The sequence below is a fragment of the Burkholderia sp. BCC0397 genome (assembly GCF_902832865.1).
Lineage (GTDB): Bacteria > Pseudomonadota > Gammaproteobacteria > Burkholderiales > Burkholderiaceae > Burkholderia.
The window spans coordinates 257,995-271,834 of record NZ_CADFDL010000004.1 but is presented as its reverse complement, the minus strand read 5'-3'; the positions used below and the strand labels follow the sequence as shown (position 1 = coordinate 271,834).

Below are 13,840 nucleotides of genomic sequence, written 5' to 3'. Positions count from 1 at the left end.
TCTGCGCTACCGGACCGGCACGACCGGCATCGAACTGAGCTGGCACTGGCACTGCCGCGACGGCGGTGCAACGACAAGGAGCGACGAGCATGAAAACCGTATTGATCATCGGCGCATCGCGCGGCCTCGGCCGCGAATTCGTCCGGCAATACCGGCGCGACGGCTGGAACGTGATCGCCACCGCGCGCGACGCGGCGTCGCTCGACGCGTTGCGCGCGCTCGGCGCGCAGCCGCATGCGCTCGACATCGCGCAGCCCGAGCAGATCGCGGCGCTCGGCTGGAAGCTCGACGGCGAGCGGCTCGATGCGGCCGTGCTCGTGTCGGGCGTGTACGGGCCGCGCACCGAAGGCGTCGAGACGATCACCGCCGAGGATTTCGACGCGGTGATGCATACCAACGTGCGCGGGCCGATGCAGTTGCTGCCGATCCTGCTGCCGCTCGTCGAGGACGCGCGCGGCGTGCTGGCCGTCGTGTCGAGCCGGATGGGCAGCATCGCCGAGGCGACCGGCACGACCGGCTGGCTGTACCGCGCGAGCAAGGCCGCGCTGAACGACGCGCTGCGCATCGCGTCGCTGCAGACGCGCCATGCCGCGTGCATTTCGCTGCATCCCGGCTGGGTGCGCACCGACATGGGCGGCGCGCAGGCCGCGATCGATCCGGAAACGAGCGTGACCGGCATGCGTCGCGTCATCGCCGAATCCGGTTCGGACGTGTCCCAGGCGAACGGCCGGTTCTTCCAGTACGACGGCGTCGAGCTCAGTTGGTGAGCGGCGCCGGCAACCAAGCGTTGTTAATTCACATTTCGCATGATTTTGAACCGACCTGACGCGTGCCCGTGCGGCGGCGCGTCACCCGCGCCCGCCGGCAAAGCGCCGGCGCCGCGCTACGCGGCCTGCTGCGGCCGCTTCATCGACGGCGGCGAAGCCGCCCCGACCGCGCTCGAATTGATGCGTTCGCGGTACAGCGCGTACGTGCTCGGCGCGACCGCTTACCTGCGCGCGACGTGGGCCGCGCGCACCTGCCCGCCCGATCTCGACACCGACCCCGCAGCGCCGGACGCGCCGCGCTGGCTGGGCCTCGCGGTCAAACGCCACGTGCTGCTCGACGACCGGCACGCGGAGGTCGAATTCACGGCCCGCTACAAGGTCGGCGGACGCGCGTACCGGCTGCACGAGACGAGCCGATTCGAGCGCGACGAGCACGGATTCTGGCGCTATGTCGACGGCGAAGTAAGTGAACGCTGACAAATAGTTGCCATGTCAGACGCCGGGTAATTCCCGCATTGCACAACCTGATTTTGTCGGGCTACGATGGCCTCGAATTGGTCATGTTGCGTGGCAGGGCTTACGGATGGCGTTCAGCAAGGTATTGGTGGGATGGATGGCGGCCTGTGCGCTGTCGGCCGCTCAGGCCGGTACGCTGCCGAGCGTCAATACGGGTGCAGGCACCCGCGGATCGCTCGCCCATGCCGAGCACTTCGATTACGGCGACTCGAACCTGCCGCAGGTCAGCGCCGACCTCAACGAACAGATCCTCCGCATTCCGGCCGACGCGTCGGGCGCCGTCACGCTCGAGGCGACGCTCTTCAAGCCGAACGGCCCCGGCCCGTTCCCGCTCGTCGTCTTCAACCACGGTAAAAATACCGGCGATCTCCATTTGCAGCCGCGCAGCCGGCCGCTCGCGTTCGCGCGCGAATTCGTGCGCCGCGGCTATGCGGTAATCGCGCCGAATCGCCAGGGCTTCGCCGGTTCGGACGGCACGTACCAGCAGGAAGGCTGCAACGTCGGCAAGAACGGCCTCGCGCAGGCCGCCGACGTCGATGCGACGGTGCGTTACATGTCGCGCCAGCCGTACGTCGATGCGTCGCGCATCGTCGTCGCCGGCACGTCGCACGGCGGGCTCGTGTCGGTCGCATACGGCACCGAAGCCGCGGCGGGCGTGCGCGGCATCATCAACTTCTCCGGCGGGCTGCGCCAGGACCTCTGCGACGGCTGGCAGCGCAACCTCGTCGAGGCGTTCGACCACTACGGCGCGCACACGGCCGTGCGGTCGCTGTGGCTGTACGGCGACAACGATTCGGTATGGACGCCCGCGCTCGTCGCGCAGATGCACGATGCGTACGTGTCGCATGGCACGCAGGCCCTGTTCATCGATTTCGGCCGCTACAAGGACGACGCGCACCGGCTGATCGTCGATCGCGACGGCGTGCCCGTGTGGTGGCCGGCCGTGCACGCGTTCCTCGCCGATCTGAACCTGCCGACCGCGGTGCGCTATGCGGTCGCGGACCCGCACGAGCCGAAGGCCACCGGCTATGCGTCGATCGATGCGGTCAACGCGGTGCCTTATGTCGACGAAGCGGGCCGCGAAGGCTATCGCCGCTTCCTGAACCAGCATCCGAGCCGCGCGTTCGCGGTGTCGTCGGAAGGCGCGTGGTCGTGGGCCGAAGGCGGCGACGACCCGATGGCGCTCGCGCTCGACAACTGCGCGAAACAAGGCGCAGGCGCGTGCCGGCTGTATGCGGTCAACGACCGCGTCGTGTGGAACGCCACCACGACGCAAACGGCCGACAACGGCGACGATCACACTCGCGACGCCGATACGCGCGCACTGGCTTCGCGCTGACGCGCGGCTGTCGTTCTTCCGGCTTCGCTCCCCGTCCATTCAAGGTCATCGCGGCGCGCCACCGCCTGCTCGTCAAATCGAGCACACACTGCGTAATGCTCGTTTTTACGAGCAATCGACTTGAATTCGCGCCGGATTTCGTCCCGTCGCCCGGCCTTGCGCCGCCCCCGTCGATCGGACAATCCGCGAAGCAGGATCGCCCCTTGTCGCCGCAAACACCGCACCCTCATCGCTCCCCATATTTCGCCGCTGAATCGCGCCCGTCCCGCGATTTTTTGCTGTCGGGGGTGTCACTCGAACGTCGTCATCTGCGTGCATTTCGCCCGATCCGCCGCGTTCCGTTCCGAGCACCGCCGAACTGCGGCGAACTCCCGCCCGACAAGGCTTTGCGGCGTTTGTAACCGCTAGTGCAACGTCCGGCGGAACACGCTAATCTCTGCGCGTTTCGTGTCCCGCCGCGCGGCATCCCGTCGATGCCGCGCGGTCGTTTTACCCCCGGAGTCGCCTTGAGTACGCCAGCCACCGACGACTGGGTCGCGCGCAGCCTGCGCGCGGTCTGGCATCCCTGCACCCAGATGAAGCATCACGAGCGCCTGCCGCTCATCCCCGTCGCGCGCGGCGCGGGCGTGTGGCTGTACGACCGTGACGGCCGCCGCTACTTCGACGCGATCAGTTCGTGGTGGGTGAACCTGTTCGGCCATGCGAACCCGGACATCAACGCGGCGCTGAAGGACCAGCTCGACACGCTCGAGCACGCGATGCTCGCCGGCTGCACGCACGAACCGGCGATCGAGCTCGCCGAACGGCTGCATGCGCTCACTGCGCGTACGCTGGGCCATGCGTTCTTCGCGTCGGACGGCGCGTCGGCCGTCGAGATCGCGCTGAAGATGAGCTTCCACGCGTGGCGCAACCGCGGCCGCGCGAACAAGCAGGAATTCGTCTGCGTCGCGAACAGCTATCACGGCGAGACGATCGGCGCGCTCGGCGTGACCGACGTCGCGCTGTTCAAGGATGCGTACGACCCGCTGATCCGCCACGCGCACGTGGTCGCGTCGCCCGATGCGCGCGGCGCGCTGGCGGGCGAGACGGCCGCCGACGTCGCGGGCCGCGCGCTCGCGGACGTGCGGCGCCTGTTCGTCGAACGCGGCGACCGGATCGCCGCGCTGATCGTCGAGCCGCTCGTGCAGTGCGCGGCCGGCATGGCGATGCACGATCCGTCGTACGTGCGCGGGCTGCGCGCGCTGTGCGACGAATTCGGCGTGCACCTGATCGCCGACGAGATCGCGGTCGGCTGCGGCCGCACGGGCACCTTCTTCGCGTGCGAGCAGGCCGGCGTCTGGCCCGATTTCATGTGCCTGTCGAAAGGAATCAGCGGCGGCTACCTGCCGCTGTCGCTCGTGCTCACGCGCGACGACGTGTTCGCCGCGTTCTACGACGACGACACGACGCGCGGCTTCCTGCACTCGCATTCGTACACGGGCAACCCGCTCGCGTGCCGCGCGGCCGTTGCAACGCTCGACCTGTTCGCGCGCGACGACGTGCTCGCGAGCAACGCCCGCAAATCGGCGACGCTGCGCGCGGCGCTCGCGCCGCTCGACACGCATCCGCACGTGCGCCACCTGCGCGAGCGCGGCACGCTGTTCGCATTCGACGTCGCGCTCGACGGCGACGCGGCGCGCGGCTTCTCGCGGCGCTTCTTCGAACAGGCGCTCGCGCGCGAGCTGCTGCTGCGCCCGATCGGCACGACCGTGTACCTGATGCCGCCGTACGTGATGAGCGACGACGACATCGCGTGGCTCGCGCAGCACACGCGCGACACGCTCGACGCCACGCTGGAGGACCTCGGCCGATGAGCCTGCTCGACACCCTGCAACGCGGCCTCGCCGAGCTCGACGCCCAGGGGCTGCGCCGCGTACGCCGCATCGCCGACACCGCATGCGACGCGCGCATGACCGTGAACGGCCGCGAAATCGTCGGCTTCGCGAGCAACGACTACCTCGGCCTCGCCGCGCATCCGGCGCTCGTCGCCGCCTTCGCGGAAGGCGCGCAGCGCTACGGCTCCGGCAGCGGCGGCTCACACCTGCTCGGCGGCCATTCGCGCGCGCACGCCCGGCTCGAGGACGAACTCGCGGGCTTCGCGGGCGGCTTCTCCGATGCGCCGCGCGCGCTGTACTTCAGCACCGGCTACATGGCGAACCTCGCCGCGATGACGGCGCTCGCCGGCAAGAATGCGACGATCTTCTCCGACGCACTGAACCACGCATCGCTGATCGACGGCATGCGGCTGTCGCGCGCGCACGTACAGGTCTATCCGCACGCCGATACGGCCGCGCTCGCCGCGCTGCTCGACGCATCGGAGGCCGAAACGAAGCTGATCGTCAGCGATACCGTGTTCAGCATGGACGGCGATATCGCGCCGCTCGCCGAACTCGTCGCGCTGGCCGAACGCCACGGCGCGTGGCTCGTCGTCGACGACGCACACGGCTTCGGCGTGCTCGGCCCGCAGGGTCGCGGCGCGCTCGCGGCCGCCGCGCTGCGTTCGCCGCATCTCGTGTACGTCGGCACGCTCGGCAAGGCGGCCGGCGTCGCCGGCGCGTTCGTGATCGCGCATGAAACCGTGATCGAATGGCTGATCCAGCGCGCGCGCAGCTATATCTTCACGACCGCCGCGCCGCCGGCCGTCGCGCATGCGGTATCGGCAAGCCTGAAGGTGATCGCGGGCGACGAAGGCGACGCGCGCCGCGCGCACCTCGCCGCGCTGATCGAACGCACGCGTGCGCTGCTGCGCAACACGCGCTGGCAGCCGGTCGATTCGCACACGGCCGTGCAGCCGCTCGTGATCGGCAGCAACGACGCGACGCTCGCGGCGATGCGTGCGCTCGACGCACACGGCCTGTGGGTGCCCGCGATCCGGCCGCCGACGGTGCCGGCCGGCACGTCGCGGCTGCGCGTGTCGCTGTCGGCCGCGCATTCGTTCGACGATCTCGCTAGGCTCGAAGCCGCGTTGACCCAGGCCAGCGAGGGGGCTGCAGCATGACCACCGCCCCGCTCTCCGTCTTCGTCACCGGCACCGACACCGAAATCGGCAAGACCTTCGTGTCGGCCGCGATGCTGCACGGCTTCGCGCGGCACGGCCTGCGCGCGGCTGCGCTGAAGCCGGTCGCGGCCGGCGCGTACGAACGCGACGGCGTGTGGCGCAACGAGGACGCCGACCAGCTCGACGCCGCCGCGAACGTCGTGCTGCCGCCCGAGCTGCGCACGCCGTTCCTGCTGAAAGCGCCGGCCGCGCCGCACATCGTCGCCGCGCAGGAAGGCGTGACGCTCGACCTCGACACGATCGTCGCGTGCCATCGCGAAGCGCTGACGCGAGCGGACGTCGTCGTCGTCGAAGGCGTCGGCGGTTTTCGCGTGCCGCTGAACGACACGCAGGACACCGCCGATCTCGCGGTCGCGCTCGGCCTGCCCGTGGTGCTCGTCGTCGGCGTGCGGCTCGGCTGCATCAGCCACGCGCTGCTGACGGCCGACGCGATTCGCCAGCGCGGCCTCACGCTCGCCGGCTGGGTCGCGAACCACGTCGACCCGGCCATGTCGTTCGCCGACGAGAACGTCGCGACGATCCGCGACTGGCTCGCGCGCGAGCACCGTGCGCCGCTCGTCGGCCGCATCGCGCACATGACGCCGGCCGCCCCCGAATCCGCCGCGGCGATGCTCGACATCGCCGCGCTCGTCGAGTCGCTGCGCGCCGCGCGGCATTGACCCAACCGATCCCCCAATCCCGCCCAGGACAGGAAAACGAAATGACCCAAGCCCAGACCGCCGCCGTGCAACCCGCCGCGATCCCCGTGGCCGCCCCGACGTCGCAGCGCTGGCGCGTCGCCGACGTCGTCGCGCTGTTCGAGCTGCCGTTCAACGACCTGATGTTCCGCGCGCAGCAGGTGCATCGCGAGCACTTCGACGCGAACGCGGTGCAGCTGTCGACGCTGCTGTCGATCAAGACGGGCGGCTGCGAGGAAGATTGCGGCTACTGCTCGCAGTCGTCGCATCACGACACGGGCCTGAAGGCCGAGAAGCTGATGGACGTCGACACGGTGCTCGACGCCGCGCGCGCGGCGAAGGCGAACGGCGCGAGCCGCTTCTGCATGGGCGCCGCGTGGCGCAACCCGAAGGAGCGCCACATGCCGGCGCTGACCGAAATGGTGCGCGGCGTGAAGGAACTCGGCCTCGAGACCTGCATGACGCTCGGCATGCTCGAGGACGAACAGGCGCAGCAGCTCGCCGACGCGGGCCTCGACTACTACAACCACAACCTCGACACGTCGCCGGAGTTCTACGGCCAGGTGATCTCGACGCGCACGTACCAGGACCGTCTCGACACGCTCGACCGCGTGCGCGACGCGGGCATCAACGTGTGCTGCGGCGGCATCATCGGGATGGGCGAATCGCGCCGCGAACGCGCAGGCCTGATCTCGCAGCTCGCGAACCTGAACCCGTATCCGGAATCGGTGCCGATCAACAACCTCGTCGCGATCGAAGGCACGCCGCTCGAAGGCACCGCGCCGCTCGATCCGTTCGAATTCGTGCGCACCATCGCGGTCGCGCGCATCACGATGCCGAAGGCGGTCGTGCGCCTGTCGGCCGGCCGCGAGCAGCTCGACGACGCGATGCAGGCGATGTGCTTCCTCGCGGGCGCGAACTCGATGTTCTACGGCGACCAGCTGCTGACGACGAGCAACCCGCAGACGCAGCGCGACCGCGCGCTGTTCGAGCGCCTCGGCATCCGCGCGAGCCAGGCCGGCGCGCTGGCGGAAAACGCGTAAGCGATAACGGCCGGCGGGCCGCGCCCGCCAACGAAAAAGCCGGGGCGTGCCCCGGCTTTTTTCATCCGATCGTCTGCACCGGATTGCCCTGCGCGTCGCGGATCACCGTCTTCTCCACGCGCCAGCGCACGCCGTCGAGCCCGTCGATCGCATACTCGCCGGCGCGCGGCTTCAGCGTGCGCGCGAGCGCCTGCACCGTCGCGTCGGTGAGCCGCAGCGTCAGCGTGCCGTCTTCGTCGGTCACGCCGTTCGCGTCGCCGCGCACGAACCGCACCGCGCCGTCGTGACCGACGAGGCGAAACGGCCGGTCGAACGGCAGCCGCAGCGGCAGCAGCGTGACGAGTTCGTCGACCTGCCGCGCGCCGACGGTGATCTCGATCACCGGCGCGCGCAGCAGCCGCTTGCGGGTGCCCCATCCGAGCACGTCGGTGAACAGGTAGCCGCTCGCCGAGCCGTCGCGCTGCGTGCCCGCGTCGACCTGCTCGCGCACGTCCGCGCGTTGGAGCAGCGACGCGCGGCCGAGATCGGTCACCCAGAGCGGCATGTGCGGCAGCAGCGTGTCGAGCAGCGCGCGCGTGCGCCAGCGCTTCGCGGCGCGCTCCTCGTCGAGCGTCAGCCCGACGACCTGCAGGAACGCGAGACGGCCGTGCGGTGTATCGATCGCCGGCAGTTCCGGATCGAACGCGAAGCCCATCGAGCAGAGCGCCGTATCGGTATCGAGCGCGATCGGGCCATTGGCCGTCATCCAGTGGCCATCGTCGAACGCGTTGCCGCTCTGGAACACGTAGCGCGCGAGATTCTGCAGGAAGCTGAACACCCAGCGCGGCGGTTCTGCGTCGTCGGCCGCGCATGCGACGCGCATCGTCAGCTCGAATCCGAAGCCGCTGACGGCCGGATCGTCCGATTCCTTCGCATACAGCTCGCTCAGCCCGTACGTGACGAAATGCCAGTGCGGCACGGGCGCCGTGCGCTGCCATACGCTGATCCCATCGAGCGGATCGGGGCCGCCGAACCGCCACTTGACCAGCGTGCCGTAGTGCTTCGGCTCCTGGCCCGGATAGAGGCGATCGAGCGCACCGTCGATCGCGTCCCAGCCCGGCGCGGCATCGTCGTCCGCACCGTCGTGCGTGTCGTGCGTGGCGTCGTTCATGTGGCCTTCTCTCCCCGATGATGTTCTGGCGTGTCGTGTCCGTGCGTGCGTCACACGTGCGACGCCGCGCCGTCGAGCGCCGCGCGCACGCGCTCGACGCGCTGCGCGTCGACGGGCGCCAGCACCTCGCCGCGCGGCCGCACGCCCGAGCCGAAATGCACCGCGCGCACGCCGGTGGCGCGCACGAAATCGCCGACCGCGTCGATCGTGAGCCCCGAGCCGGCCACCACCGTGCAGGTCGTGTCCGCCGCCTGCCGCACGAGCCGCGTGATCGTCGCGACCGCATCGAGCACCGACGGATGGCCGCCCGACGTCAGCACGGACGTGACGGCCGGCACGCGCAGCAGCGCGTCGAACGCGGCGTTCAGATCGCGCGCGACGTCGAACGCGCGGTGGAACGTGAGCGCGCGCCCGTCCGCGGCGGCCGCGATGCGGGCCAGCGCGCCGAGATCGACGTCGCCGCGCACATCGAGCGCGCCGAACACGACGCCGTTCGCGCCGGCCGCGACGGCCGCGCGCACGTCGCGCTCGATCACGCGCAGGTCGTCGGCGTCATAGACGAACGAGCGGCTGTGCGGACGCACGATCACGTTGACGGGAATCGGCACGGCGGCCACGACGGCCTCGATCAGGCCGACGCTCGGCGTCAGCCCGCCTTCGGTGATCGCGGTCACGAGTTCGAGGCGGTCGGCGCCCGCGCGGGCGGCGGCCTTCGCATCGCCGACGGTCGTGGCGATCACTTCGAGGAGAACGGAGGAAGCGGCGTGTCGGTTCATGGGCGGCCCGCGAATCGTCTGGACAATTCGCGCATCCTAGCCGAGCCGCGTGACGGACGCCAGCGTGCCGGCGGCCGCATGCTTCAGCGGCGTGCTTCAGCGGCGTATTTCAGCCCAGTACGTCAGCCGCGCCGCACGAGCCAGACGCCGACGAGCGCGGACAACGCCGTCACGCCGGTGCCGGGCACGAAGCGGAACATCCGCGCGTTGAAGTACGCGCCCTGCTGCTGCATCACGTCGACGATCGCCGGTGTGAGCACGAGCATCGCCCAGCCGATCATCCCGAGCGCGGTGATCGCAGCCGCGACGAGCAGCGCGACGCCCGCGCCGCGCGCACGCGGCCGGAACGCGCCGGCAAACGCGCCCGCCGCCAGCAGCACCGCCGACACCGCGAACAGCACGGCGACGAATATGACCGTCGCGCCCGCCTGGCCGACTTTCATGAACGCGACCATCTGCGCGGCGATCACGCAGAAGCCGGCGATCGAGAACAGCACGATCGCCAGCGCGTTGCGCACGAAGCTCACACGAGGGCCTGCCTGAAATACGCGGTCGCGGGGCGTCGGAACAGCAGGTAGATGAACAGCGCGAACAACAGGACGCCGGGGATCAGCACCGCGAGCATCGACACCGGCATGTTGATCAACGAGAACGCGATGCCGATCACGAACGTTACGATGTATGCCTTGCGCGACCACTCGCGCCCCTTGAGGATCGCGATGCCGATCACGACGTTCGCGGCTTCGATGATCACGCTGATGCCGAGCGTCGCCCAGACGGGCAGCAGGTAGTGCGACAGCAGCGCCTGGGTGGTCGGCATGCCGATCGAGAACGGTGTATAAACGCAGGTGATCGCGTTGGTCACGATGATGACCCACGCGAGGATGGTCAGCGAAAGCGGTCGCTTCATGGTGTTTTCCTTTTTTTATTCGCCGCCATGGTGGCCCCCGGGACGGCGCGAGCGCGGTCACGATGGCCGCGCTCGCGCCATTGTCGGGGAAGCGCGCGGCGAACGCAACGGCCGCCGCCGCGCGCCGATCGCCGCATGCGAACCGTGCGTCGCTACGCTGCTTCGGCCTCGTCGTCGACCCAGTCGATATCGCCGCACAGCACGCGCTGCGCATCGCCGACGCGCACGGCCACCGACAGCGTCACGCACGGCTGCGCCTCGTTGATCGACAGGTACGGCCGCGTGACCTGCACGCGCCCCGGTTCGGCGATCGCCGAGCGGAAATACGGCCGGCGCAGCCAGTTCGCGCCCTGCGCGTCCGCCAGCGGCGAAAAGCGCGCCTCGGCCAGCGCGCGATCGGCGCGCAGCACGACGTTGCGGCCCGACTGCCGGCCGTGTGCATCGAGCAGGAAACAGCGCGCGGCCGCGTCGAGCGCGAGGAAGTTCCAGCACACCTCGTCGAGCGGCTCGCCGGCCTCGAGACGCTCGGCCGCCCGTTCGAACGCGCGCAGGTACGGTGCGAGCCGCTGCGTGTCGCGCCGCTCGCGCGCTTCGGTCTGCTGACGAAAGCGCTCGGTCAGCTCGCCGATGCAGCCGGTCGCGGCCGCGCTGTCGGGCAGCCCCGGCGCCGGCCGGCCGAAGTAGTAGCCCTGCACGAAATCGGCCTCGCACGACAGCGCGATCTGCGCTTCGTGCTCGGTCTCGATCCCTTCGACGAGCACCAGCTTGCCGGCCTCGTGCAACAGCGTCACGAGCCCGTGCAGGATCGCGGTGAGCCCCGTGCGGTGCGCCGCGTGCGACAGCATGATCCGGTCGAGCTTCACGATGTCCGGGTTCAGCTGCCAGATCCGTTCGAGGTTCGAGTGGCCCGCGCCGAAATCGTCGAGCGCGATCAGGAAGCCGTGCGAGCGGAACTCGCGCACGGCCTCCGCGAGCCGCTCGACGTCGTCCGCGCGCTGTTCGAGCACTTCGAGCACGATGCGCCGCGCCGGCATGCCGAGCCGCTTCAGGTTCGCAAGCAGCGCGGCCGCCTGGAACGGGTCGGTGAGCACGCCCGGATTGACGTTGAGAAACAGCCACTCGCGCTCCGCGCCGAGCAGCGCGAAGTTCTCCAGATGCAGCGCCTGCGCGAGCCGGTCGAGCTGCAGCAGTTCGCCCCGGCGCGCGGCTTCGCCGAATACGTCGAGCGGCGACACGGCGCGGTCGAGCGCATCGTGCGCGCGCAGCAGCGCCTCGTAGCCCACCGCACGCTGGTGCGACAGGCTGAATATCGGCTGGAACACGGTCGTGAGCGTCAGGTCGCGGTGCTGCGTCGCCAGCCGTTCCAAGCCGGAGCTCATCTCCCGCTCGAACCGGTACGGCGACGCGGCGGCCGGACGCTCCTGTTGCACGATCGTCATGCCTTCCTCCTCGTGATGCACTCAGGCGCGACGTCCTGCGTAACGGACGACCAACGGAACGGCGCGCAATGTCATTGGTTGGACCCTCGGTTGCCCGGCGCAAGCCGGACGGCTGCTCTCCCTGAAGCAAGCTCCGTGCGAGGTGCCGACAACCCGTGCGCCACGCGGCTGTGCCGGGCTGCCGCACCACCGTGGCGCGCCTTCGACGCACCATTTCCGTGCGCACGCACCGACCGCTTGAGCGCATCCGTCACGTCGGCACGCTACACTCCGTACGATCGTTTCATTCCGCGTCATTCGCCGTATCGATGGAAATCGTTTTCACAGTCCTCATTCTGCTGCTGACCGTCGCGCTGTCCGGCGCCGTCACGCGCCTCCTGCCGTTGCAACTGCCGCTGCCGCTGATGCAGATCGCATTCGGCGCGATGCTCGCGTGGCCGAAGCTGAACCTGCACGTCACGTTCGACCCTGAAATCTTCATGCTGCTGTTCATTCCGCCGCTGCTGTTCGCGGACGGCTGGCGGATTCCGAAACGCGAGCTTTACCTGCAGCGCCGCGCGATCCTGATGCTCGCGTTCGGGCTCGTGTTCATGACGGTACTCGCAGTGGGCTACTTCGCGCATTGGCTGATTCCCGAGTTGCCGCTGCCGATCGCGTTCGCGCTCGCGGCGGTGCTGTCGCCGACCGACGCGGTCGCGCTGTCCGGCATCGCCGGCCGTGGCCGCATTCCGCCGCAACTGATGCACATCCTCGAAGGCGAGGCGCTGATGAACGACGCGTCGGGCCTCGTTGCGCTGAAGTTCGCGATCGCGGCCGCGCTGACGGGCGTGTTCTCGCTGCGCGCCGCGTCGGTCACGTTCGTGATCGTCGCGGCCGGCGGGCTCGTGACGGGCGCGATCGTGTCGTGGGTGTTCAGCGCGCTGTCGACGCGCTTCCTGAATGCCGAGCAGGAAGGCGACCCGGCCCCCGGCATCGTGATGACGCTGCTGGTGCCGTTCGCGGCCTACCTGTTCGCCGAGCATCTCGACCTGTCGGGCGTGCTCGCGGCCGTGTCGGCCGGGATGATGATGAATTACACGAGCTTCTCGCGCAAAAGCACCGTCGCGTCGCGCGTGCGCGCCGAAAGCACGTGGGCGATGATCGAGTTCGTGTTCAACGGCATGGTGTTCATCATGCTCGGGCTGCAACTGCCGCACATCATCGGCCGCGCGCTCGTCGACGCGCACCATACGAGCGACGCGCTGGTCGGCCGCATGATCTTCAACGTGTGCGCGATGATGCTCGCGCTGTATGCGATCCGTTTCCTGTGGGTGTGGCTGCTGCGCTGGTTCGCGAGCCGCCGCGCCGCACGCCGCGGCCTCGCCGGCACGATGGCCGGCGTGCGCACGATCGCGGTGATGACGGTCGGCGGCGTGCGCGGCGCGGTCACGCTCGCCGGCGTGCTGTCGATCCCGGTCGCGCTGTCCGATGGCACGCCGCTGCCGGGCCGCGACACCGCGATCTTCATCGCGTCGGCCGTGATCCTCGGCTCGCTGATCGTCGCGGTGATCGGCCTGCCGCTGCTGCTGCGCGGCGTGCGCTCGACGCGCAACCCGCTCGGCGACGAGGAACGCATCGCACGCTCGGCCGCCGCGCAGGCCGCGATCCGCGCGATCGATTCGTCGCACGACGCGATCTCGGCCGATCTCGACGAATCGGGCGCGGCACGCTGCGCGGACATTTCCGCACGCGTGATGGACCAGTACCGCCGCCGGCTGGCCGCGCTGGCCGAGGACGGCCCCACGCCGCGCGCGGAAGCGAAGCAGGCCGAAACGATGGAGCTGCAGATGCGGATCGCGGCCGTGCGTGCGGAACGCTCGGCGCTGTACCGGCTGCGCAGCGACAGCAAGATTTCCGACGAGACGCTGACGAAGCTGCTTCGCGAAATCGACCTGTCGGAAACCGCGCTGTCGACGCGCAAGAAAGGCATCGTCTGACCGTGAGGCAGCGCGGCGGCCTGCCGTGCTGCCGCGTTTGAAGCCGGCCCGAGGCCGAGCCCCGTGTTACCCGGGGCTCGGCCTTTTCATTTTGGCTCGTGCGTTCGCAGCCGCGTCTTCAGCAGGTTTCAAAAAAATTAAACAATACAT

General features: G+C 69.6%; 13 protein-coding genes. 8 read left to right on the top strand and 5 right to left on the bottom strand.

Annotated elements, in window-relative coordinates; genetic code table 11:
* Positions 1-89 precede the first annotated feature (89 nt).
* The 7 genes from HWX03_RS15370 to bioB all read left to right on the top strand — a co-directional run bounded on the left by HWX03_RS15370 (position 90) and on the right by bioB (position 7,439).
* On the top strand, positions 90-767 hold the full coding sequence (locus HWX03_RS15370; protein ID WP_175871774.1) for an SDR family oxidoreductase: 678 nt from the start codon (positions 90-92) through the stop codon (positions 765-767).
* A gap of 39 nt (positions 768-806) precedes the next feature.
* On the top strand, positions 807-1,244 hold the full coding sequence (locus HWX03_RS15365) for a YchJ family protein (RefSeq protein ID WP_175871773.1): 438 nt from the start codon (positions 807-809) through the stop codon (positions 1,242-1,244).
* A 106-nt stretch (positions 1,245-1,350) separates the two neighbouring features.
* Positions 1,351-2,622, top strand: coding sequence for a CocE/NonD family hydrolase (locus HWX03_RS15360; protein ID WP_175871772.1), 1,272 nt, complete (start codon positions 1,351-1,353; stop codon positions 2,620-2,622).
* Between the two features lie 506 nt (positions 2,623-3,128).
* Positions 3,129-4,475: an adenosylmethionine--8-amino-7-oxononanoate transaminase gene (gene bioA / locus HWX03_RS15355; protein WP_175871771.1), complete on the top strand. Its 1,347-nt coding sequence runs from the start codon at positions 3,129-3,131 to the stop codon at positions 4,473-4,475.
* Positions 4,472-5,659 (top strand): 8-amino-7-oxononanoate synthase, encoded by a 1,188-nt coding sequence (gene bioF / locus HWX03_RS15350; protein ID WP_175871770.1) that lies wholly within the window; start codon positions 4,472-4,474, stop codon positions 5,657-5,659. The genes bioA and bioF overlap by 4 nt, the downstream gene beginning before the upstream one ends.
* The gene (gene bioD, locus HWX03_RS15345) at positions 5,656-6,378 is read left to right on the top strand and encodes a dethiobiotin synthase (RefSeq protein ID WP_175871769.1); all 723 of its coding nucleotides are present in this window, start codon (positions 5,656-5,658) and stop codon (positions 6,376-6,378) included. Before bioF ends, bioD begins: the two co-directional genes overlap by 4 nt.
* Before the next feature lie 41 nt (positions 6,379-6,419).
* Positions 6,420-7,439, top strand: coding sequence for a biotin synthase BioB (gene bioB / locus HWX03_RS15340; protein WP_175871768.1), 1,020 nt, complete (start codon positions 6,420-6,422; stop codon positions 7,437-7,439).
* Positions 7,440-7,500: 61 nt separating this feature from the next.
* Here bioB and HWX03_RS15335 read toward each other — a convergent pair whose 3' ends face one another.
* The 5 genes from HWX03_RS15335 to HWX03_RS15315 all read right to left on the bottom strand — a co-directional run bounded on the left by HWX03_RS15335 (position 7,501) and on the right by HWX03_RS15315 (position 11,714).
* Positions 7,501-8,589, bottom strand: coding sequence for a suppressor of fused domain protein (locus tag HWX03_RS15335; protein ID WP_175871767.1), 1,089 nt, complete (start codon positions 8,587-8,589; stop codon positions 7,501-7,503).
* 50 nt (positions 8,590-8,639) lie between these two features.
* A complete protein-coding gene (locus tag HWX03_RS15330; RefSeq protein WP_175871766.1) occupies positions 8,640-9,365 on the bottom strand; it encodes a copper homeostasis protein CutC in 726 nt (241 codons plus the stop codon).
* A gap of 122 nt (positions 9,366-9,487) precedes the next feature.
* Complete coding sequence (locus tag HWX03_RS15325; protein WP_175871765.1) at positions 9,488-9,892, bottom strand: hypothetical protein; 405 nt, start codon at positions 9,890-9,892, stop codon at positions 9,488-9,490.
* Entirely contained in the window at positions 9,889-10,275 is a 387-nt protein-coding gene (locus HWX03_RS15320; RefSeq protein WP_175822883.1) for a hypothetical protein, read from the bottom strand. The genes HWX03_RS15325 and HWX03_RS15320 overlap by 4 nt, the downstream gene beginning before the upstream one ends.
* Before the next feature lie 152 nt (positions 10,276-10,427).
* Positions 10,428-11,714: an EAL domain-containing protein gene (locus HWX03_RS15315; RefSeq protein ID WP_175822884.1), complete on the bottom strand. Its 1,287-nt coding sequence runs from the start codon at positions 11,712-11,714 to the stop codon at positions 10,428-10,430.
* A gap of 308 nt (positions 11,715-12,022) precedes the next feature.
* Here HWX03_RS15315 and HWX03_RS15310 point away from each other — a divergent pair, with 308 nt between their 5' ends.
* Positions 12,023-13,690, top strand: a complete 1,668-nt coding sequence (locus HWX03_RS15310) for a Na+/H+ antiporter (protein WP_175871764.1) — start codon at positions 12,023-12,025, stop codon at positions 13,688-13,690.
* Positions 13,691-13,840: the final 150 nt, after the last annotated feature.